Below are 22,717 nucleotides of genomic sequence, written 5' to 3'. Positions count from 1 at the left end.
CCATTGAAGACGGACGATCACACCCACATGGTGTTCAGATCGGTCTCTATGAGCTTGAGGTTATTGTGCGGGCAACTGCTGTGCGGTGAGCACGTCCGGGCGATTTTGCTTCAACCATCCGTCAGCCATTGATCTGGCCATCTGCCTGACAGGCTCGGGCGAAACCGCGAAATACTGCTCGTGCATGGAATGGATCCAGCTGGCATCCGTTCCCTTGGCCTGTTCCCGGGCAACGGTCATCCACATCAGGCCGCGAGCTTTTTTCTTGTCCGACGTACCGAGTGCATAGAGCGTTTCACCAAGGCGTGCCTGGGCACCCACGTGCCCCTTGAGCGCGGCAAGATTGTACCAACGAACGGCCATGCGGCTGTTGTTTTCCTGGTACATGCGGCCAAGTTCATACTGGGCATCGGCATCGCCGAAATAGGAGGCGGCATGCGTGAAGATCTGACGGGCACGTGATTCATTCTTGGGCACAGCGCCGTCGATGCCGTTCAGATAGTAGGAACCGAGCGCAACGAAGGCGCTTGAGACGAAGGGAGCATCCGGTGCATCGGGTCGATCTTCCCCGTGCTCACGAACGATCTGACTGTAATATTCAAACGCCTTGAGGTCGTCTTCCTTGACGCCGTCGCCGGAGGCATACATTTCGCCCAGCTTCCAGGCGGCCATGGGCTGACCGTTTTCGGCGGCATACTGCAGCGACCCAAGCGCAGCGGCCTTGTCGCCGGAATAATATTGGCGGGCACCGGCCCGCAGTGCTTCAGACGGGGAAAGATCGTTCGGACCGATCGCCCGTGCAGGCGCCGGCTGACCGTCAAAGGCGGCCACGGGCCCTGTCAGGCCGATCAGGATCAACGCACCGAGCACGGTTCCGGCTCTTCCCATGCGTTGAAGCTTTGTGCTGTTCTTAGGCATCCCAGTCACACTATTATCCGTCGGCAACGAAACAGATCCCCGACGGACTTTCTTGTTTTTTGTCCGCGCCAAGCGCATTTGCTGTCTCTTTGGTCCCAAAAGCATATGCCTGCGGGACCCACTGTTTCGGAGTGGCCTAAATTGGCCGATCATTTCGTCTTAAGTTGGGCCATACGACGCCGAAATAAGACCATTTCCTGACACTTTTGTCCGGACTGTGAACCACTTCAGGAGTTGATCCCGATCTGGTCGTCCCAGACATTAGCGTAACGGGTGACGGGCAAACATGGCCGAACAGGGGCAACGGTGGCAAACCGGGGCCCTGCAAATGACTCTGTCAGTAACTGTTGCGGAATTGGCACATATTGTGACCGCCCCTCTCCCATTCAAGACCCTTATTTCATCACAGGCGGGTTGATGATGTGTTTCCAGATCGGATTTTTGGGCCCAGGGCTGTTGAAAACGGGGGCTTTTGGCCAATTACCTTTGCCGTTCTATCTTTGTCCTTCAAACTGAGACATGATTCGGTGTAGGTAACAGCGCTGAGTTTGTAGAAACTGTGACCCAAGACCCATCAGGCGATACGGAATGAGCGCAAAAGACGATCTGTTTGCAGGCAACGCGGCGGTCTCTGCCCCAATGACACAAGATGAGCCCGCCCCAGCTCCGCAAAAGCCGCGTCCCGTTGCGCCAGTCGCGGTCAGCGACGATTATTCAGCGGCCGACATCGAGGTTCTCGAAGGGCTCGAGCCGGTTCGGCGCCGGCCAGGCATGTATATCGGCGGCACTGACGAAAAGGCGTTGCATCACCTCTTTGCCGAAGTGATCGACAACTCCATGGATGAGGCGGTTGCCGGCCATGCGACGTGGATCGACGTGTCGCTTTCCAACGATGGATATCTGACGATCACCGACAACGGCCGCGGTATTCCTGTCGACCCTCACCCGAAGTTCAAGGACAAGTCCGCACTCGAAGTGATCATGACGACGCTGCATGCGGGCGGCAAGTTCGACAGCAAGGTCTATGAGACCTCTGGCGGTCTGCACGGTGTCGGAATTTCCGTGGTCAACGCGCTGTCAGAGGAACTGATTGTAGAGGTCGCACGCAGCCGCAAGCTCTATCGCCAGATTTTCCGCCGCGGTCACGCCCAGGGTCCTCTCGAGCTGGTTGGCGACACCCAGAACAGACGAGGGACCCAGGTCAGCTTCAAACCAGACGATCAAATCTTCGGCAAAGGCGCCAAATTTGTCCCGGCGCGCCTTTTGAAGATGGCACGGTCCAAGGCCTATCTCTTTGGCGGTGTCGAGATCCGCTGGCACTGCGCACCTGAATTGCTGTCTGAAAAGGACGAGACACCGGCCGAGGCCGTGTTTCACTTCCCCGGTGGTCTTCGCGACTTTCTCAACGAGAGACTGACCAAGGAACGCCGTGTCGTCGACGACGTGTTCTTCGGCCGCACCGACAACGCCGGCAAACACGGATCCGTGGAATGGGCAGTGAGCTGGTTTGCCGGCGACGGCTTTGTCAGTTCCTACTGCAACACCGTGCCGACACCGGAAGGCGGAACTCACGAAGCGGGTTTCCGATATGCCCTGCTGCGCGGCCTCAAGGCATATGGCGAACTGACAAACAACAAGAAGGCATCCATCATCACCGGCGATGATGTGATGACATCAGCCGGCGGAATGCTGTCCGTCTTCATCCGTGAGCCCGAATTCGTCGGTCAGACCAAAGACAAGCTGGCGACCAACGAAGCCACGCGCATTGCAGAGACTGCTGTGCGTGATGCATTTGACCATTGGTTGACGGCCTCCCCCAACCAGGCAAACAAGCTTCTGGAGTGGGTGATCGATCGCGCGGATGAGCGCTTGCGCCGTCGCCAGGAAAAAGACGTTGCCCGCAAGACAGCTGTGCGCAAGCTGCGCCTTCCAGGCAAACTTGCCGACTGCTCGGCAAACCAGTCCGATGGCACCGAACTCTTCATCGTGGAGGGTGACTCGGCAGGTGGCTCGGCCAAACAGGCGCGCAACCGTTCCAACCAGGCCGTCTTGCCCCTGCGCGGCAAGATCCTGAACGTCGCAAACGCCGGCCGCGACAAACTCGTTGCCAACCAGCAGCTCGCCGATCTCATCCAGGCCCTTGGCTGCGGCACGCGCTCCCAATACCGGGAAAGTGACCTGCGGTACGAGAAGATCGTTATCATGACGGATGCTGACGTCGACGGCGCCCACATTGCATCACTTTTGATTACTTTCTTTTACCGCGAAATGCCGGAGCTAATCCGTGGTGGCCATCTCTTCCTGGCCGTGCCACCACTCTATCGTCTCAGCCAGGGAGGGAAGACCCTCTATGCACGCGACGATGCCCATAAAGACGAATTGATGGACACCGTCTTCAAGGGTAAATCCAAGGTGGAAATCGGCCGTTTCAAGGGTTTGGGTGAAATGTTGCCGGCTCAGCTGAAGGAAACGACGATGGATCCGTCCAAGCGGACCATGCTGAAGGTCGTTGTCGAAGAAGAAGCTGTAACAGACACCAACGACACAGTTGAACGGCTGATGGGCAACAAGCCGGAAGCGCGCTTCCGGTTCATTCAGGACAACGCTGAATTCGCTGAGGATCTTGATATTTAGCCGCAACAGCAGGTATTTTGATCTATATCTTTTTTTGAAGAGGTTGGGCGGGCGTATATTTTTGCCCGCATTGCCTATTTGACCGGTCGGAAACGTAGCATGTTAAACCGGATGTATTCGATACTGGACAGACGGCTTCGCCCCTTGCGAAATCATGTCTTCCTGGCTTTTCCCAAGCACAAGATCGCCTTTGCCCGTATCGCAGAACCTGCTTTTCAACTTCTGCGCCCGGTTCTTCATTGCCTTGCCGGTACCGACAAGCTCAAGGCCCTTTCCGGTTTTGATCTTCGGACCGCCGCCACGGAACGGCTGCTCTTCCATGGGAATGTGGAGTTACTGACAGCACGCGAACTCAAGCGGCGGCATCCCGAAATGAAAGTCGCGGCCTGGGTCCAGGATCCGATGCATCGGTTGGCCTACTGTTATGAGAAAGTCATCCTGAGTGCCGATCCGCTTCCTGCCTATTATGAAGAGCGCCAGTTCAATCAGGACATGACACCTCAGGAGTTCGTGTCACACGTTGCGTCGATCTCGGACCTGGAAGCAGACAATCTGTTTCGCAGCCAGACAGCTGCCCTCACCTACAAAGGTATGTTGACGGCCGATCTGATCTTGCAGCTTGAAGATTTCGACCAGTCATTCGCAACTTTTCTTTCGGAAAGCTCTCTCAGGTTCCGCACGAAATCTCCTGTCGCGTATCACGTGGACAATTTTGTCGGCAGGGACACGCTGCTGTCCTTTACCGAAGACAGCCTGGTGCAGCAGCTGCGGCGGCGCTACAAGTCAGACTACGACCTGTTCTACAAACCGGCGGCTCTTTCTGCCTGACGCTGCGCAATTTTACGTATCGAATACCGGCTGAAGCGATACTTTCGGAAACACATACCTTCGTTTGCGCCTGCATTTTGGGCAACGCATACTGATTTTCCAGCCGATTTCATGAACCAACTTGGTTGCACTATTAACTGAGATGGCAAATCGTACTCGGAATTACTCGATTTTCTTGAGATTTTACCTCTCAAGCGCATTGACACCTGAGCGCATGAATGTAGGGTGTGCGCACATTGGCACCGGCGGTTCCCACGGCGCCGCCGATTAACAATCACAACATTCGGGCAAAGCGCTCCATGGCATTTAATACTCTCGGTCTTAGCGAGAAGGTCCTCGCTGCAGTTGAAGCAGCAGGTTATAAGGAACCCACGGCAATCCAGTCGGGAGCCATTCCGCAGGTGCTTGAGCGCCGCGACATCCTTGGCATTGCCCAGACCGGAACCGGCAAGACCGCAAGTTTCACACTGCCCATGCTGACGCTGCTCGAAAAGGGCCGCGCTCGTGCGCGGATGCCGCGCACGCTCATCCTGGAACCGACGCGCGAACTCGCTGCGCAGGTTGAAGAGAATTTCGCCAAATACGGCACCAACCATAAACTCAATGTCGCCCTGCTGATCGGCGGCGTCTCCTTTTCCGACCAGGACAAGAAGCTCGACCGTGGCACAGATGTTCTGATTGCGACGCCTGGCCGTCTGCTTGATCATTTCGAGCGCGGTAAGCTGTTGTTGCAGGGCGTTGAAATCCTCGTCATCGACGAAGCCGATCGTATGCTCGACATGGGCTTCATTCCGGATATCGAGCGGATCTGCAAGCTGATCCCGTTCACCCGTCAGACTCTTTTCTTCTCGGCGACGATGCCACCGGAAATCCAGCGTCTGACAGAAACTTTCCTGCAGAACCCGGCCCGTATCGAAGTCGCTCCGACCTCGTCGACGGCTGAAAACGTCGCTCAGTTTCTGAAGGCAGCCGAGTCCAAGGACTACGAAAAGCGCGCAGCCCTGCGCGAACTGCTGGAAGGTGCTGAAGACCTCAAGAATGCGATTGTGTTCTGCAACCGCAAACGGGACGTGACGACGCTTTACCGGTCTCTGGAGCGTCATGAATACAACGTCGGCGCTCTCCATGGCGACATGGACCAGCGTACACGCATGATGATGCTGGACAATTTCCGGAAGGGAACGATCAAGCTCCTCGTCGCAAGTGACGTTGCCGCGCGTGGCCTCGATATTCCCGAGGTCAGCCACGTCTTCAACTTCGATGTTCCGAGCAATGCCGAAGACTATGTCCACCGGATCGGCCGGACGGGCCGCGCCGGACGCAAGGGCACAGCCTTCACGCTCGTAACCGGTGAAGACCAGAAATACCTCGATGCCATTCAGACATTGATCAAGAAGGACATCGACTGGCTGGGCGATGCGATAGACTTCGAAGCTGCAGCACAGGAACGCAAGGCACGCCGCAAGGCCGGCAAGCCTTCCAGGAACGCACGGTCGAGCAACGACAACGAGGCTGCAGAACAACCCAAGCCTTCCAATCGTCGCCGGTCGCAGAGCAAGCCACGCGAAGTCGTGGAAGAGCAGATGGAGGAACTCCCGGAAATGCTGAACCCGACACCGGTCTCAAACCTGCCGCAACGGCAGACTGGCAAGCGCTCCAGAAACGATAAACTGGAACCTGCCTTCGGTGCTGGCGTTCACATTCCTGCGTTTCTTCTGCGTGAGCCGCGGCCTAAAAAGGCCTCGTAACGCCGAATTCTCTCCAGGTTTTGCTTTAAGCTTAACGGCTCCTTAAACCTTCCAGCCGAGTTTAAAACCTAGTTCTTGTGTCCGTGTGGGGCGGATTCGCAAGGCATGGGTGAGAGAAACTTGATGGCGGATGAAGACGACCATAAGCGGACTATCCAGTATGGAGAGTCCGCAATCAGTTACATCAAGAAGAATGTGCTGCCAGCCTACCCTCGTTCCTACGAGCTTTGGTACACTTACGCGGCTGGATACAATCAAGGCCTGAACAGGGCCGTCAATGAATCCATAAAATCCAACGGCAGGATCAGCACCGACGAGATGCTGACCCTTTACGGTCGCTTCCTGTCGCCGACACGGCTCGGTGATCGCTTGGATGAAGTTGGCTCCAAGGTTTCCCGGGAAGTTGAAGAACTGGTCGACACGCTAAAGCTGAGTGCTGACGCCACGTCCGATTATGGCACCGCGCTCGAGCAGGCAGGCGAAAAGATCAGGTCGGTTTCCGATCCGGAGAAATTACAGAACTACGTCACACATCTGGTGAAATCGACCCAGAATGCAGTTGCGTCCAACCGCAAGCTGGAGAGCCAGCTGCTTGAGTCCAAGAAACACATTGAGAACCTGCAGTCGTCACTGGAAGCGATCCGCTACGAATCCCTGACGGACGAGCTGACGACACTCAACAATCGCAAACACTTCGAGAACTCGATTGAACGGGTCATCGATCAATCAAAGGAGAGCGGTCGTGGCTTCTCCTTGCTGATGACCGATATCGATCACTTCAAGAAGTTCAACGACACCTATGGCCACCAGACTGGCGACCAGGTTCTGCGACTTGTCGCACTTGCGGTTAAACAGAACATCAAGGCACAGGACATCGCCTGCCGGTATGGCGGTGAGGAATTTGCGATCATTCTGCCACATGTCGGGCTCGAAGATGCCGCTGAAATTGGCGAGAACATCCGAAATGCGGTGATGTCCAAAGAACTCGTGAAACGTTCAACGGGAGAAAATCTCGGCCGTGTGACCATCTCCGTCGGCATCGCAACCTACGAGAACATCGATACGGTCCATTCCATCGTTTCGCGCGCGGACGAAGCACTCTACCTTGCAAAAGATGCCGGTCGAAACCTTGTGAAGACTGAAAAGGATCTTGCAGGAGTGGATCAGCGGGAAGACGTTGCCTGATCCAAGGCATCGTCCCCGATCAAGTATCGGGTCTCAAAATCCATCGGAAAAACACGGGCTGAGCAGAAAACTGTCTCAGTCTTTTGCATTCAGCCCCATCTGCCAGAAATCACTTTCCAGGCGGCAGGCCTTCTCAAATATGGACAGGACGCGCGGATAGCGGTGCTCCGTCAACGTCTGGCCTGCAGTTCCGTCGAGCCAGGCGATAAAGCCCTTTGCGAGTTCCTGATAGCCTTCACTGGCGTATTCCCGGATCCAGCGTGCGTAGGGATTGCCATCGGTGTCGCAACCTTCCGCTGCCAGCCTGGCTCCAATTTCCGCGTAACCAATTACGCAAGGTGCAAGAGCTGCCTGAAGGTCCAGGAGATCACCAGCCATACCGGCATCGAGCACAAAGCGCGTGTAAGCCATTGTGGGCGTGTCTTCTGGTGCCTGCTCGATCATGTCACGCTCCATGCCCCAACTGCGGCACATCTCGACATGCAGATCGAGTTCATCATCCAGAATCGCCTTTACCCCGTCCAGTGACTGACGCATGTCGGCGACTGACGGGCTTTTGTAGACGCCAAGCGCATAAGCGCGGGCGAACTGGATGAGAAACAGATAGTCCTGAACCAGGTAGTGCTTGAAACAAGATAGCGGCAGCGTTCCCGCGCCAAGCTGCTGAACAAATGCGTGACGGGTGTAGTCGGACCATTGCGGGCCGGCGTCGGCCTTCAGCCGCTCGAAAAGGCTCATGAAAATCTCATCGAATAGATAGAAAGGCGCGATCAGCGTGCCAGGGCGTTCAGGTCCGCAGCCTGAAGCGAAACGGATTCCCCACAGCCACAGGCGGATACTTCATTCGGGTTCTTGAAGATGAAGCCTGAACGGAACTTGGTCACTTCGAAGTCCATTTCCGTGCCGAGCAGAAAGAGCACGGCAGAAGGATCCACGAAGAGTTTCGCCCCCTTGTCTTCAACGGCATCATCACCTGGCCGAGCCGCATCCACCATTTCCATGGTGTATTCCATACCGGCACAGCCGCCCTTCTTGATACCGACACGCAAGCCGATCGCATTCTTGTCGGAGTTCTCGACAAGTTCCTTCACGCGCTCGGCGGCGGCGTCAGTCAGGGTCATCACCTGGAATTTAGCGGCGGAAGCCATATGATCCTCGTTCAGTGCAGCGAATGCTAAACCTGATATGGGGTTTCAGCTTATCCGATTAAAGGCTTGAAGCTCAATACCAGTTGAGCGCAACCTTCGCTTCGTCAGACATGCGATCGGGTGTCCAGGGAGGGTCGAAGACCATATCAACGTTGACCGGCCCCACCCCTGCAACCGCAGAAACGGCATTTTCCACCCAGCCCGGCATTTCGCCAGCCACAGGGCAGCCAGGGGCCGTCAGGGTCATGTCGATGTTGATCGACCTGTCATCCTCGATATCGACCTTGTAGATCAGGCCAAGCTCATAGATGTCGCATGGAATTTCCGGATCGTAGACCGTCTTCAGAGCACCGATGATATCGGTGGTCAGCTGGTCGAGTTCATTTGCCGGAATGGCGCTCTTGGCCGAGACTTCCGTCTGCAACTCTTCGCCGTCCGCGCCGGTATCGATTGTGGTAGCGTTTTCCATGGGGTCCGTCCTTACCCGAAAAAGCTCTGAGCCTTCAACAGGGCTTCATACAGCGCGTCCACTTCCGCACGCGTGTTGTAAAGCCCGAAGCTTGCCCGACATGTAGAGGTCACACCATATCTTGCCAAGAGCGGCTGTGCACAATGGGTCCCTGCCCGCACGGCGACCCCTGCACGGTCGATGATCGTGGCAACGTCGTGTGCGTGGGCGCCCTGCAGTTCGAACGAAACAATTGCGCCCTTGTCCGGCGCATCCCCGAAAATCCGCAGCGAATTGATCTCGCGCAGCTTCCGGTGGGCATAATCCTTCAGATCAGCTTCGTGGCGTGCAATGTTTTCACGGCCTATCGCATCCATATAGTCGAGAGCCGCGCCAAGACCGATTGCCTGCACGATCGGTGGCGTACCGGCCTCAAATCTGTGCGGCGGTTCATTATAGGTAACGAGGTCCTCGGTCACGTCGAGGATCATCTCGCCGCCACCGTTGAAGGGACGCAAGGCTTTCAACCGATCCGGCTTGCCCCACAAGACCCCGATGCCCGACGGCCCATAGACCTTGTGTCCCGTGAAGACATAGTAATCGCAGTCGATGTCCTGAACGTCGACAGGAAGATGTACGGCCGCCTGGCTTCCGTCCACAAGCACCGGGATGCCCCGTTCATGCGCGATCCGGCAAACTTCCTTCACCGGAACGACCGTGCCCAGAACATTCGACATGTGCGTGAGCGCAACCAGTCTTGTCTTGTCCGTCAAGGTATCAGCAAAGGCATCGAGATCGAACGAGCCATCCTCGCGAACATAGACCCATTTCAACTTCGCACCGTGACGCTCCCGATGGAAATGCCAAGGCACGATGTTGGAGTGGTGCTCCATGATCGACAGAACGATTTCACCGCCATCGGCAAAATAGTCGGGCCCGAGGCCATATGACACCAGGTTGATCGCTTCGGTCGTGGACTTGGTGAAAACCACCTCATCGACGGATCCGGCATTCAGGAAACGGCGCACTTTCTCGCGCGCGGCTTCATAATTGTCCGTTGCGGTATTCGACAGGAAATGCAGGCCACGATGAACGTTGGCGTACTCCTCCGAGTAAGCCTTGGTCACCGCATCTATCACCTGCTGGGGTTTCTGGGCGGAAGCACCGTTATCCAGATAGACCAGCGGCTTGCCGTAAACCTCCCGCGACAGGATCGGAAAATCCCGACGGATGGTTTCGACGTCGTAACCGGTGTTGCCGGCTGTTTCTTCTGCGGTCGCGACCGTCATGCGGCGCTGCTCCTTATTCCCGTTCGCTTCAGATGTCAGTGATTGGCAAGCCAGTCACGCACGCGCGCTTCCAGGCCTTCGGTCACATCGTCCTCGCCGTATTCTTCAATCGCTTCGGACAGGAAAGCGAGTACCAGAAGGGTCTTTGCCTCGTCTTCCGGAATGCCACGGGCACGAAGGTAGAAGAGCAGGTCTTCATCTATCTGTCCGCTGGTCGCACCATGAGCACACAATACGTCGTCCGCAAAAATCTCCAGCTCTGGCTTGTTCGCCATTTCCGCATCCTCGGAGAGGAGCAGAGCCTGGGTCATCATCTCGCCATCGGTTTTCTGCGCATGCTGGGCGACGTTGATGCGGCCCTGGTAGACCCCCCTGGCCTCGCCGTCCAGCACGGTCTTGAAGAACTCGCGGCTGTTGCAGTGTGGCACAGCATGATCGACGATCAGCGTCTGATCAGCCAGCGATTTACCGCCAGCCATGGTCACGCCGTAGATTTTCGCTTCCGAATTTTCGCCGGTAAAGTTGATGAATTGCTGGTTGCGCGTGAACTGCGGTCCAGCGATGAAGCCAAGCGATTTCAGCTCGGTTTCAGCGCCAAGCGTTGCGATTGTCGTAAACAGCTGCGCGGCGTCCGTCTTGCCGACGATCAATCGCGTGGCAGCAAGCGCTGCCTTGTCGGCGAGATCGTAGTCAAACACCGTGTTCAGTTCCCCTTCACCGGTATCTCCGACAAAGGTTTCCAGAAGACGTAATTTTGCGCCTTCGCCAAGTTCGATGCGGTTGCGGACGGCCTGCGCGCCCGTGGAAGTCGCCACCTGAACCAGCTCGACCGGCTTGGACACTTCCACGCCCGCCGCGACTGTCATGACGACGCCGCCTTGGAGGAAGGCAGTGTTCAAGGCAACGACACCGTCGGACGGTCCCGTCTTTGGCGACGCAATCAACTGGGTGCCTGTTTCGCCGGCAAGGGCGTCGGCAACGTTTATCAGGGTTACACCTTCGCCTGCGAGCGCTTCCACGTCCGAAAGCGCGGCAAGATAGGACCCATTGGCTACGACGATACGGTAGCGGTCGAGATCTCCAAAACCGTCCTGTGTCTCTATCAGGCTTCTTGCCGCAGCTTCATCGGCCGATCCTGCGAGCGGGGCTGCTGACTTCATGTAGGCGCGCAGGTCGGAATACTTGTATTCCTCTACCCGGCGATGCGGCAGTCCACGGTCCCGAACCTGGCCGAGCGCCGCTTCGCGCAGAGCCTTGACGGCAACCGAGCCGGCCAAACCGTCTTTCGCGCTGTCGAAACGCTCCAGCAGGTCGCTCTCCGCCTGGGTGTGTTTGATGGGTGCGCTGGCGTTCATATCGCTTTGCTCCCTCAGGCGGCCGTGTCGATGTAGTCGGCGTAACCGTTCTTTTCCAGCTCCAGCGCAAGGTCCTTGTCGCCGGTCTTGACGATGCGGCCCTTGGACAGAACGTGGACGACGTCCGGAACGATGTGGTCAAGCAAACGCTGATAGTGGGTGATCACCACCATGGCGCGATCCGGACCGCGCAGCTTGTTCACGCCTTCAGAAACGATCCTGAGTGCGTCGATGTCGAGGCCGGAATCGGTCTCGTCGAGAACGCAGAGCTTCGGCTCCAGCAAGGACATCTGCAGAATTTCCGCACGCTTCTTCTCACCACCAGAGAAGCCCACATTGAGCGGGCGCTTCAGCATGTCCATGGAGACGTTCAGGTGACCGGCGGCTTCCTTGACGCGCTTCATGAAGTCCGGGATCGACAGCGTGTCCTCACCGCGCGCCTTGCGCTGTGCGTTCATCGCCGTCTTGAGGAATTCCATGGTGGCAACACCCGGGATCTCGATCGGGTACTGGAACGCCAGGAACAGGCCCGCAGCAGCGCGCTCATCCGGCTCCATCTCAAGAAGGTTCTCTCCGTTGAACAGGATCTCGCCTTCGGTAACCTCGTAGTCGTCCTTGCCGGCCAGGATGTAGGACAGCGTCGACTTGCCGGAACCGTTCGGACCCATGATGGCGTGTACTTCGCCTGCATTGATGGTCAGATCAATGCCGCGCAGGATCTCTGTTTCGTCTTCCGCAATGCGGGCATGCAGGTTTTTGATCTCAAGCATTGAGATTGTTCCTCGTATTTCGGCGGGCATTCAAGGCCCAAATCAATTCGTAACTTTGCAGGCCCTCTAGCCCACGGATCCTTCCAGGCTGATCGAGATCAGCTTCTGTGCCTCGACGGCGAATTCCATCGGCAGCTGCTGGATGACGTCCTTGACGAAACCGTTGACGATCAGCGCCACAGCTTCTTCTTCCGACAATCCGCGCTGCAGGCAGTAGAACATCTGGTCGTCCGAGATCTTCGAGGTGGTCGCCTCGTGTTCGAACTGGGCCGAGGCATTCTTGCTCTCGATGTAAGGCACGGTGTGCGCACCACAGTCCTGACCGATCAGAAGTGAGTCACACTGGGTGAAGTTGCGCGCATTCGAGGCCTTCCGGTGAGCGGAGACCAGGCCACGATAAGTGTTCTGGGACTTACCTGCGGAAATGCCCTTGGAAATGATCCGGCTGGAAGAGTTCTTGCCCAGATGGATCATCTTGGTGCCGCTGTCGACCTGCTGGTAGCCGTTGGAAACCGCGATCGAATAGAACTCACCACGCGAATTTTCGCCGCGCAGGATGCAGGACGGGTATTTCCAGGTAATCGCTGATCCGGTCTCGACCTGCGTCCAGGAGATCTTGGAATTCTTGCCGCGGCAGTCGCCACGCTTCGTGACGAAATTATAGATGCCGCCCTTGCCGTCCTTGTCGCCCGGGAACCAGTTCTGGACGGTGGAGTATTTGATCTCCGCATCATCCAGGGCCACCAGTTCAACGACAGCGGCATGAAGCTGGTTCTCGTCACGCTGAGGTGCCGTACAGCCTTCCAGGTAGGACACGTAAGCGCCCTTCTCCGCGATGATCAGCGTACGTTCGAACTGTCCGGTGTTCTGTTCGTTGATACGGAAATAGGTCGACAGTTCCATTGGGCAGCGAACGCCTTCAGGCACATAGACAAAGGATCCGTCCGAAAAGACAGCCGAGTTCAGGGTCGCGTAGTAGTTGTCGGTCACCGGAACGACGGAACCGAGATACTTCTTCACCAGATCCGGATATTCGCGCAGTGCTTCGGAAATGGAGCAGAAGATGACGCCGGCTTTCTTCAGCTCTTCCTTGAACGTGGTCACGACGGAAACGGAATCGAACACAGCGTCGACCGCAACCCGGTTCTTCGGCTCGACACCGGCCAGGATTTCCTGCTCGCGCAGCGGAATACCGAGCTTTTCGTAGGTCGCCAGCAGTTCCGGATCGACTTCGTCCAGGCTTTTCGGGCCTTCGACGGATTTCGGGGACGCCCAGTAATAGAGGTCGTCGAGATCAATCTTCGGGTAGGAAACGCGCGCCCAGGTCGGCTCTTCCATCTGCTGAAAGCGGCGGAGCGCATCAAGGCGCCATTCCGTCATCCATTCCGGCTCGTTCTTTTTAGCCGACAGAAAGCGAACGGTTTCCTCGGATAGGCCTTTGGCGCCTTTTTCCGACTCGATATCGGTCACAAAGCCGTATTTATACTGGTCGACATCGATGGCTTTCACCGTATCGATGGTTTCCTGTACAGCTGGCATGTCTTGCCTCCATTCAACAGGCCTCGTGCCTGCTTTTGTTATTTCCTGCAGGGACCTTGTCACCTGCGCCATGTCTGGCAGCGAAGCTGCCTAAATCTTGTCGTCAAGCCGCCTGATGACGTGCTTGCGGATTGAGCCTGCCGACGATTTTCGGCCACAGCTCAAGGAACCTGTCGATATCGGCGCCGCTGGTATTCCACCCCATGCTAATACGCAAGGCGCAGCGGGCAAGATCTTCCGGAACGCCCATGGCTGTCAGCACATGAGACACGGACACCTTGCCGGAAGAACAGGCTGAACCGGATGAAACCGAGATATGGTCGAGATCGAAGGCGATCAGCGCGGTTTCTGCCGGAATGCCAGGAACGGCAAAGCAACAGGTGTTGGACAGTCTTTCAGCCTTGTCGCCAAAAATAACTGTCGAAGGACAAATCGCGCACAGCCCGGCTTCGAGCTTCGCCTTCATATCGCTCAAATGGCGCGTATCGGCGGATTCTTCAAGAGCGGCCTTGCTGGCAATACCGAAGCCGGCGATTGCCGAAACGTTTTCCGTGCCGCCACGGCGCCAGTTTTCCTGTCCACCACCAACCATCAAAGGCGCAGGAACCCGGGCTGTTGAGCGCACCACAACCGCGCCGATGCCTTGCGGACCACCGAACTTGTGAGCAGACACCGTCAGGACATCTGCCTTCCAGCTTTCCAGATCGATCGGCATCCGGCCGGCAGCCTGAACCGCGTCGACGTGAAAGAAGTGGCCGTGTCTTTCGGCAATGGCACCGATTTCGGCAAGAGGCTGGATGACACCGGTTTCATTGTTGGCAGCCATCACGGAAATGAGGCTTGGCCCGGCGTCCTTGACAGCCAGTTCGAGGGCACCGAGCTCAACACGGCCATTGCTGTCGACAGGTATGACCACCTGATCGGAAACCGCAAAGCGTCCGCCAGTCATCACGGAAGGATGCTCGATAGCGCTCCTGAACAACTTGTCGAGGTAAACGGGCGCTCCCTGGTCTTGCCAGGCCGGTGATAGCGCCGTCATGTTCGCTTCCGTTCCGCCGGACACAAATGTCACAGCACGGTTCCTGGCGTTGCAAAGACGGGCGACCTGTTCGCGTGCGGTTTCAATGCGTCCACGCGCCTTGCGGCCGTGAGCGTGAACGGAGGATGCGTTGCCTGCATCATTCAGCACCTCGATCATGACCTCACGCGCGGTTTCGCGCAGAGGCGCGCCGGCGTTGTGGTCCAGATAGATCGGGGCTGACTGCTGCTGCATAGCGCCTCTTACGCTTGAACTCAAGTTTCGCAAAGAATCGAATTTTCGCTTTATTATCAGTCACATGTGCGAAAAACCTTGAATTTTTCCGTCATGATGACGATAACTGCCCCCAACCGGTCGAACCGAGCATCGTCTGCCTGTTGAGGGATGGTGCGAACTTTCGAATAATTCTAAACAGGGTTCTAGAAACTCGGAGACAAAGAGTCAAGTTTAGACTTACGGGAAACCACGTATCGTGAGCCCAAATTACCGCGCGATCTTCTTCTGCGCGACAAAATGACAAGGACATAGCGTTTCATGCCTGAGGTGATCTTCAACGGTCCCGCCGGCCGGCTTGAGGGCCGGTTCCATCCCGCCAGAAAACGCAACGCGCCCATTGCCCTGGTTCTGCATCTGCATCCGCAATTCGGCGGCACGATGAACAACCAGATCGTCTACCAGATGTACTACATGTTCGCCCGGCGCGGATTTGCAGTGCTGCGTTTCAACTTCCGCGGCGTCGGCCGTTCGCAAGGCTCCTTCGACCATGGCCAGGGCGAACTGTCCGATGCAGCGGCGGCTCTCGACTGGGTGCAGACCGTTCATACAGACGCCCGCGCCTGCTGGATTGCCGGTTTCTCGTTCGGTGCCTGGATCGGCATGCAGTTGCTGATGCGCCGCCCTGAAGTCGAAGGCTTCATCTCGGTCGCCCCACCGGCAAACCTGCACGACTTCTCGTTCCTGGCCCCCTGCCCGTCCTCCGGCCTGATCATTCATGGTGACAACGACAAGGTCGTTCCGCAGAAGGATGTGCAGACGCTGGTCGACAAGCTGAAAACCCAGAAAGGCATCGTGATCGATCACGAAACCATTCCGGGAGCCAACCATTTCTTCGAAAACGATATGGACGAGCTCATGCAGCGTTGCGGCACATATGTGGATGGGCGGCTTGGGCTGACGCCTTCCGATTACGTCGACATCGACTGACACGACACCGAAGCCCGCCACCCGGCGGGCTTTTCTTTTGTCCGAACGCCTGCGGTTCTCATGCCCGTCTCAACAGACAGTCTCGTCATCCGCTCGGCAAAGTCCGAAGATTTCCAACGACTTTGCGCGCTCTATGCCCAACTGATTTCCAACGACATTGCCGCTGATGATGATTTTCGCCTCGAAACTTTTCACCAGATCCTGACGCAACAAGGTGTCGATTTGCTTGTCGGAGAACTGGCAGGCACATTGGTTGCGACCTGCATGCTGATTGTCGTGCCTAATCTGACGCGTGGCTGCGCACCATTCGCCCTTGTTGAAAATGTCGTTACACATGCCGACTGGCGGGGGAGCGGAATTGGAAAGGCACTACTTCGTGCTGCCACCGACAAGGCGTTTTCGGCCGGATGTTTCAAGGTGATGTTGCTGTCCGGTTCAGCCAACAAGGACGCTCATCGGTTCTACGAGAACCTCGGGTTCACCGCCTCCAAGACTGGCTTTGAATTGCGTGCTCCAGGGTACCCTGCACGCAATTGAGAGCAACCGCCAAGTCCCTGTAACAATTAGCAGACTGGACAGACCGGTATTTGCCTGCCTTGATTTCCCAGATTGAGAACCGGGAGGCGTGAACACGATGGCCGGCTACTTCGGGACGGAACAGCAAATCAAGCTCCAGCAGCGAGCGGAAGAACGTTACGGCTGGACCATGAAGACGCCCGGAGCCTGCTGCAATGTACGCACGCTCGGTACGGACGATCCTGATGCCCTGGGGTTCGACTCCATTTTCGAAGTACTGGCAGAAGATGGCGTGTTCGGGTTTCGTCTGCTTAAGAAAGCCCGTCAGCCCGACCTGGAAAACGCTCTGACAGAAAACGGCTACCGGCTGGACACCTGGGATGTCTTCGTGGGCGACACAAATGCGATCCGCGACGCAACAAGGCCGACCCTTTCAACCGCCCTTCCAGGCGGCATTCGCCCATTTTCAGAGCTTGACGGCGCAGAGGGTCCGCTGACGCGTTCGTTCCAGGAATTCATGGCAGCGGCTGGAATCGCTCCGTTCTCAGGATCGTTCCTGAATGGCGATCATGGTGCGGTTGTTTCCGTCGGCTTGATGGATGACGCAGGTTGCCTTGCCGCTTGTGCCCACGCCTATCTGCCGCACAATCATCACAGCCCCTATCACAAGTATGCCTGGGGTGGTCTCGTTGCCGTTGCGCCTGAACAACGCGGTAAAGGGTTCGGCACTTACGTCAATGCGCTGATGGCGGACGCAGCATTGACACGACTTTCAGCGACACATGTCTATGAACTGGTAGCGGCAACGAACACAACATCACGCCGAATGGTCGAAGGTTGCGGGCTTTCGTTGTCGCAAGAACTCTATTCCGGGCTCGCGACCAGAGGAGCAGAACGGTTTACGCGATAAGACCCAAAGCCGTTTTCCGACTTCTGCCTACCCCTGGAAGGGTTTCGGACGCGGCACGCCCGGACCAGTATCCAGACCGTCGTCAGGTCCAGCCAACGGGTCTTCGCCCTCTGCAACGGTGCCTTTAATGGGAGGACCGGCATAATCTTCTGGCGGCGGAACGCTTGAGGCAAGTTTACAATCGGTCAGCCAGATATCGTACACGGGGTGCTCAACCGCGTGGAGGCCCGGGCTGGCTGCAAACATCCAGCCGGAATAGATCCGCCGTACTTCGTTGTTGAGCGTGATTTCATCTACCTGAACAAAACCGGTCGTGAGAGGCGATTCCGTCTGAGGGCGCGTGTGACAGACCCTCGGCGTGACTTGCAGCGCACCGAACTGGACGGTTTCACCAATGTAAACATCGAAGGAGATGATACGTCCGGTGATCTTGTCGAGGCCCGAAAAGACTGCGACCGGGTTTTCGATCTTTTGAGCGTGTGCAGAAACCAGGGGCATGACCATCGCCATTGCCGCGATTCCAAGGCCTGCGCCCAGGCGCTTTACCGCTTTCATCGTGTCAAACTGGTCCGCCATCAGCTTCAATTCGATTCCTCAGGTGCTAAGCATACGTGTGTTCTTTTATGCGGCGCTAGCACCGAATTGCGGCCCGGAAAAGACAAAGCTCGTTCCGGGCCGAGAAATGATCTAGCCGATTTCCGCCAGACGACCGAGCGCCGTCTGGACCTTCTCCAGCTTTTCCTTGGATTCGGCAACTTTTTCGCGTTCGCCGTCAACAACCTCTTCGGGGGCCTTGGCAACGAATGCCGGGTTGGAAAGCTTCTTCTCGATCTTCGAGATCTCACCTTCCAGCTTGCCGGCTTCCTTCTGAAGTCGGGTCTTTTCTGCACCAAGGTCGATGACCCCGGCGAGTGGCAGACAGACCGTGGCTTCTCCAACAATAATCTGGGCCGCTCCAGAGGGAGCTGCATCAGCCAGGGAAACGGTCTCAGCCCTTGCCAGACGAAGAATGGCAGATTCGTGGGTCTTGAGCCGGGCCTTGGTCTGTTCGCTGGCCCCTGTGACGACCACGGAGACCTTCGCACCTGCCGGAATGTTCATTTCCGCGCGAACCGATCTGATTTCGGAAATCAGATCGACAAGCCAGTTGATCTCACCAGCCGCAGCCTCATCGGAAACCTTGGGCTCCGGCCAGGCAGTCAGCATCAGCAAGCCATCATGCGCGTTGCCTTCGTCTCCGAGACGCTCCCACAGTTCTTCCGTCAGGAACGGCATGATCGGATGCAGGACCTTCAGGATTTCGTCCAACGCCCATGCTGCCGTTGCCCGGGTTTCAGCCTTGGCAGCTTCATCATCACCGTTGAAGATCGGCTTTGCGAGTTCCAGGTACCAGTCGCAGAACGTGTTCCAGGTGAACCGATAGGCAGCACCGGATGCATCGTTGAACCGGAAGTCCTCGAGTGCTGCGGTCACCTCGGTGATACAGCGGCTTGCTTCCGTTGCGATCCAACGGTTGAGCGTGTGCTTGGTTGCTGCCGGGTCGAACCCTTCCATCCGGGCACAGCCGTTCATTTCGGCGAACCGGGCAGCGTTCCAGAGTTTGGTGGCAAAGCGCTGACCGCCTTCGGCTGCCTGGTCGGACATCCGAAGCATTCTGCGGGCCTGAACCTCCTGGCTCGCAAGCGCAAACCGAGTGGCATCGGCGCCGAAACGGCCGATCAGATCGAGAGGATCGATCACGTTGCCGGTCGACTTGGACATTTTCTTGCCCTTGCCATCAACAACGATCGAGTTGAAGTAAACCGTGTGGAACGGCACTTCGTCCATGAAATGAATGCCCTGCATCATCATCCGGGCAACCCAGAAGAAGATGATGTCGAGACCCGTGATGAGCACATCCGTCTTGTAGTAGCGCTCGAGTTCCGGCGTCTTGTGTGGCCAACCAAGCGTCGAAAACGGCCAGAGCGCAGAGGAGAACCACGTGTCCAGAACGTCCTCGTCGCGCGTCAGCGCCTTGCCGCCTGCCATTGCAACGGCCTCTTCCTCGGAATGCGCGCAGTATTCCTTGCCATCTTCATCGTACCAGACAGGGATCTGATGGCCCCACCAGAGCTGGCGGGAAATACACCAGGGCTGAATGTCGTTGAGCCAGTTGAAATAGACCTTGTCGGCGTTGCCGGGAATAAGCTTGGTCGTGCCGTCCTGAACGGCTTTCAGGGCGGGAGCCGCCAGTGTCTTGGCATCGACAAACCATTGGTCCGTCAGCATAGGCTCAATGACGACCTTGGAGCGGTCTCCGAACGGCTGCATGATCTTCTTGGATTCAACCAGCGGCAACCGCTCCGGTGCTTCCGCGCCTTCCTCCAGCGGACGAACGACGGCCCGGCCAAGCGTGTTCCATTCAGGGGCCTGCCCCTTCATCCAGGCGACGTCCGGATGATCCGCCGGCGCCGTAACTGCCAGACCTTCCGCCGTAATCTGTTCAATAACGCGTTTGCGCGCCTCGAACCGGTCAAGTCCACGCAGATCGTCCGGAACGATGTTGATGAGATCGACCTCTTGAATGGTCATCTCTGCGCCATCGATGATCGCCTGGGCCTTGGCGGCCTCTTCGACATAAGGCGCACCATCGGCGCGCATCGCACCCTTGGTGTCCATCAGGCGGTACATCGGAATCTTGTTGCGCTGAGCGACACCATAGTCGTTGAAGTCATGTGCACCGGTGATCTTGACCGCCCCCGAGCCGAAATCCGGATCCGGATATTCGTCGGTGATGATCGGGATCAAACGGCGATGTTCCTTCGGCCCGACCGGGATTTCGCAGAGTTTGCCGACAATTGGCTTGTAACGCTCATCGTCCGGATGAACGGCAACGGCACCGTCACCCAGCATGGTTTCCGGCCGCGTCGTGGCAATCGAAATATAGTCACGGGTCTCGCGAAGGGTGATGTTCCCCTCTTCGTCTTTCTCGACGTATTCATAGGTCGCGCCACCAGCAAGCGGGTAGCGGAAGTGCCACATGTGTCCATCGGTTTCGATGTTCTCGACCTCGAGATCGGAAATGGCTGTCTCCATCTTCGGATCCCAGTTGACAAGCCGCTTGGACTTGTAGATCAGGCCCTCGTTGTAGAGGTCGACAAAAACCTTGCGAACGGCCTCCGACAGGCCTTCGTCCATGGTGAACCGCTCACGCGACCAGTCGCATGATGCGCCCAGACGCTTGAGCTGAGCGATAATCGCGCTGCCGACTTCTCCCTTGTAGCGCCACGCACGCTGCACGAATGCCTCGCGGCCGATCTCTGTGCGGCTCGGCTCGTTGCGTTCGGCCATCTGTCTTTCGACAGCGATCTGAAGCGCGATCCCCGCATGGTCGGTGCCCGGTTGCCAAAGAGTATCGAAGCCCTGCATGCGCTTCCAGCGGATCAGGATGTCCTGAAGCGTGTTGTTGAGAGCATGCCCCATGTGCAGCGAACCGTTTACGTTCGGCGGCGGAATTACGATGGAAAAGGAGGCTGCACCCTCTTTGGCACCAGCTCCGGCCTTGAAGGCCTCCGCCTTTTCCCAGGTTTCGTAAATCCGCGGCTCAACGCTGGCCGCATCGTAGGTCTTATCCAGCATCAGGGTCACTCAATGGGAGAATGAATTTCGATTTTCGTGAAGCACCGTGTAAATCGGATGCGCTGCCGCAAGTCAACCGCCTATGCAGGCCAATCCCGCAGCCATGTGGCGCATTTGGAGGGAGAAGCGCCTATCCGACAGTCAGAACTTGGGTTGAATGACGTTTGCTGCGATAAGCGGGTCATGACCGTTTCAATCCGTCCACACCACCTGCTTTGCATGCTGACCTATCTGGGCAAAGGCTATACGCCGGCCTTTGTCGAAAATTACAGCACAATCGTTCAGCGCCTGAATGAAGGTGAACCCATTGAGCTGGTAGAAGGTCCTGACACCTTGTGCCAGCCAATGTTGGACGACCCGGGGTGCCATTGTCGAAATGAAAGCGTTCGCGACAGGGACCGGACAGCGGCCGCTGATATTGCACTGGCGCTCGGACGCCCTCTTGAAAAGGGCAATTCCATCATTTTGGACCGACAGACCCTGTCTGTTCTGAGAGATGCGTTCGCTAACGGCTCAATCCGCAAGGCATGCCAAGGCTGTGAATGGCAGAATATGTGCTCAGCGATTGCCAGAAACGAATTCAGGGGATGCCATCTGACACCCCCTGACTGAAATCTTCGGACAAATCCGGCCTAGCGCCGGCGCGTCACGCGCTGAATTTCCTTTTGAACCATCTGCTCGACCATGCCAGGCAGGTTCTGGTCCAGCCACGCCTTCAGCATCGGCCGCAGCATTTCCTTGACCAGCTCCTCAACCGTCTGCGCCTGCGAGCCTACAAACATGTTCGACAGGTTGTCGAATGCCGCGTGAACGGCTTCACCGGTGTTCTGCGATGTCAGAGGGGCATCGTCCGCCACATTCGGCAAATCGTCAGGCACCGGCCGAGCGGCCATCACAGGCTCAGGGTCGAAGACAGGTTCCGGTTCAGGATCAAATTCAGGAGCAGGTGGAGCCGCGAAGGAAATGTCTCCTTCGTCGCCGTCCAGGTCCTCTGCCATTCCTTCGACAATGTCCATCGCATCATCGTCAGGAATCGCCAGTTCCTCGGTCAGCTCCAGAACGTCTTCGCCTTCGTCTTCTTCGGCATCCGCAGCCATGGCTGCAGCCATGTCATCCGCGTCGTCGTCTTCTACCGGAAGGTCATCTTCATCATCGTCGCTGCTCATGTCGAACAGCTTGTCGAGATCGTCCTGGGACATTTCGGAGGCATTGCCCATATCGTCCGCCGCCTCTTCTTCTACTGGTGTCTCTACGGGTTCGCTGCTGCCGCTTTCGCCGTCTTCGGCTCCCTGGGAGTCCTCATCGGATATGATTCGGCGGATCGACGCGAGGATTTCCTCCATCGACGGCTCATCAGCCTTCTTCGCCTGCGCCATGACTTCCCCCGTACTTACCGGCTACGCTCAGGAACAGTCTGTTCCATCAAAATGATTCGTTAACCGAAATTATGCGGGTCAATAAGAAACGCGCAAAGTGAACGCGCCCCGAAGCATCGCCTTATCCCCTTTTTAGTCGGGAATTACCGATCAAGGGTGGAATTCGGCCAGGCGTTTCACGTCATCCTTCGTA

Annotated in this window: 20 protein-coding genes; 8 read left to right on the top strand and 12 right to left on the bottom strand. The window is 57.0% G+C overall.

Annotated features, from left to right (window positions below):
• Positions 1–60: 60 nt before the first annotated feature.
• On the bottom strand, positions 61–918 hold the full coding sequence (locus ACVDG9_RS11825) for a tetratricopeptide repeat protein (RefSeq protein ID WP_173013998.1): 858 nt from the start codon (positions 916–918) through the stop codon (positions 61–63).
• 588 nt (positions 919–1,506) lie between these two features.
• Here ACVDG9_RS11825 and parE point away from each other — a divergent pair.
• The 4 genes from parE to ACVDG9_RS11805 all read left to right on the top strand — a co-directional run bounded on the left by parE (position 1,507) and on the right by ACVDG9_RS11805 (position 7,313).
• A complete protein-coding gene (gene parE / locus ACVDG9_RS11820; protein WP_447238042.1) occupies positions 1,507–3,552 on the top strand; it encodes a DNA topoisomerase IV subunit B in 2,046 nt (681 codons plus the stop codon).
• A 99-nt stretch (positions 3,553–3,651) separates the two neighbouring features.
• The gene (locus ACVDG9_RS11815) at positions 3,652–4,380 is read left to right on the top strand and encodes a sulfotransferase family 2 domain-containing protein (protein WP_139314249.1); all 729 of its coding nucleotides are present in this window, start codon (positions 3,652–3,654) and stop codon (positions 4,378–4,380) included.
• A 299-nt stretch (positions 4,381–4,679) separates the two neighbouring features.
• Positions 4,680–6,128: a DEAD/DEAH box helicase gene (locus ACVDG9_RS11810; protein ID WP_055654145.1), complete on the top strand. Its 1,449-nt coding sequence runs from the start codon at positions 4,680–4,682 to the stop codon at positions 6,126–6,128.
• A 123-nt stretch (positions 6,129–6,251) separates the two neighbouring features.
• Complete coding sequence (locus ACVDG9_RS11805; RefSeq protein ID WP_022998740.1) at positions 6,252–7,313, top strand: GGDEF domain-containing protein; 1,062 nt, start codon at positions 6,252–6,254, stop codon at positions 7,311–7,313.
• 75 nt (positions 7,314–7,388) lie between these two features.
• On the opposite strand, the gene tenA is transcribed toward ACVDG9_RS11805, so the two are convergent.
• From tenA to ACVDG9_RS11765, 8 genes are all read right to left on the bottom strand, one after another.
• Entirely contained in the window at positions 7,389–8,051 is a 663-nt protein-coding gene (gene tenA, locus ACVDG9_RS11800; RefSeq protein WP_447238041.1) for a thiaminase II, read from the bottom strand.
• A gap of 32 nt (positions 8,052–8,083) precedes the next feature.
• On the bottom strand, positions 8,084–8,461 hold the full coding sequence (gene sufA, locus ACVDG9_RS11795) for a Fe-S cluster assembly scaffold SufA (protein ID WP_022998742.1): 378 nt from the start codon (positions 8,459–8,461) through the stop codon (positions 8,084–8,086).
• A 73-nt stretch (positions 8,462–8,534) separates the two neighbouring features.
• Positions 8,535–8,930 (bottom strand): SUF system Fe-S cluster assembly protein, encoded by a 396-nt coding sequence (locus ACVDG9_RS11790; protein WP_006933232.1) that lies wholly within the window; start codon positions 8,928–8,930, stop codon positions 8,535–8,537.
• 11 nt (positions 8,931–8,941) lie between these two features.
• The gene (locus ACVDG9_RS11785) at positions 8,942–10,198 is read right to left on the bottom strand and encodes a cysteine desulfurase (RefSeq protein WP_447238040.1); all 1,257 of its coding nucleotides are present in this window, start codon (positions 10,196–10,198) and stop codon (positions 8,942–8,944) included.
• Positions 10,199–10,233: 35 nt separating this feature from the next.
• Positions 10,234–11,553, bottom strand: coding sequence for a SufB/SufD family protein (locus ACVDG9_RS11780; RefSeq protein WP_447238039.1), 1,320 nt, complete (start codon positions 11,551–11,553; stop codon positions 10,234–10,236).
• Between the two features lie 14 nt (positions 11,554–11,567).
• Entirely contained in the window at positions 11,568–12,323 is a 756-nt protein-coding gene (sufC, locus tag ACVDG9_RS11775) for a Fe-S cluster assembly ATPase SufC (RefSeq protein ID WP_006933229.1), read from the bottom strand.
• A gap of 66 nt (positions 12,324–12,389) precedes the next feature.
• A complete protein-coding gene (sufB, locus tag ACVDG9_RS11770; protein ID WP_031268546.1) occupies positions 12,390–13,862 on the bottom strand; it encodes a Fe-S cluster assembly protein SufB in 1,473 nt (490 codons plus the stop codon).
• A gap of 103 nt (positions 13,863–13,965) precedes the next feature.
• Positions 13,966–15,135, bottom strand: a complete 1,170-nt coding sequence (locus ACVDG9_RS11765) for a cysteine desulfurase family protein (protein WP_447238038.1) — start codon at positions 15,133–15,135, stop codon at positions 13,966–13,968.
• A gap of 300 nt (positions 15,136–15,435) precedes the next feature.
• Between ACVDG9_RS11765 and ACVDG9_RS11760 the strand changes: the two genes are divergently transcribed.
• From ACVDG9_RS11760 to ACVDG9_RS11750, 3 genes are all read left to right on the top strand, one after another.
• A complete protein-coding gene (locus ACVDG9_RS11760) occupies positions 15,436–16,104 on the top strand; it encodes an alpha/beta hydrolase (RefSeq protein ID WP_022998747.1) in 669 nt (222 codons plus the stop codon).
• 60 nt (positions 16,105–16,164) lie between these two features.
• Positions 16,165–16,641, top strand: coding sequence for a GNAT family N-acetyltransferase (locus ACVDG9_RS11755; protein ID WP_447238037.1), 477 nt, complete (start codon positions 16,165–16,167; stop codon positions 16,639–16,641).
• Positions 16,642–16,738: 97 nt separating this feature from the next.
• Positions 16,739–17,530, top strand: a complete 792-nt coding sequence (locus ACVDG9_RS11750) for a GNAT family N-acetyltransferase (RefSeq protein WP_447238036.1) — start codon at positions 16,739–16,741, stop codon at positions 17,528–17,530.
• 27 nt (positions 17,531–17,557) lie between these two features.
• Here the strand turns inward: ACVDG9_RS11750 and ACVDG9_RS11745 are convergent, their stop codons facing one another.
• Together ACVDG9_RS11745 and ACVDG9_RS11740 are read right to left on the bottom strand one after the other, a co-directional pair.
• Complete coding sequence (locus ACVDG9_RS11745; protein WP_208984158.1) at positions 17,558–18,106, bottom strand: DUF2155 domain-containing protein; 549 nt, start codon at positions 18,104–18,106, stop codon at positions 17,558–17,560.
• A 111-nt stretch (positions 18,107–18,217) separates the two neighbouring features.
• Positions 18,218–21,148 (bottom strand): valine--tRNA ligase, encoded by a 2,931-nt coding sequence (locus ACVDG9_RS11740; RefSeq protein WP_447238035.1) that lies wholly within the window; start codon positions 21,146–21,148, stop codon positions 18,218–18,220.
• Between the two features lie 183 nt (positions 21,149–21,331).
• On the opposite strand from ACVDG9_RS11740, the gene ACVDG9_RS11735 reads away from it, so the two are divergent.
• On the top strand, positions 21,332–21,760 hold the full coding sequence (locus ACVDG9_RS11735) for a DUF1284 domain-containing protein (RefSeq protein ID WP_447238034.1): 429 nt from the start codon (positions 21,332–21,334) through the stop codon (positions 21,758–21,760).
• A gap of 20 nt (positions 21,761–21,780) precedes the next feature.
• Here the strand turns inward: ACVDG9_RS11735 and ACVDG9_RS11730 are convergent, their stop codons facing one another.
• Positions 21,781–22,524: a PopZ family protein gene (locus tag ACVDG9_RS11730; protein WP_022998753.1), complete on the bottom strand. Its 744-nt coding sequence runs from the start codon at positions 22,522–22,524 to the stop codon at positions 21,781–21,783.
• Between the last annotated feature and the right edge of the window lie 193 nt (positions 22,525–22,717).

It is taken from the genome of Roseibium sp. RP-7 (assembly GCF_053005225.1).
Note: the sequence above shows the minus strand (reverse complement) of the source record. Positions and strands in the feature narration are given on the sequence as shown.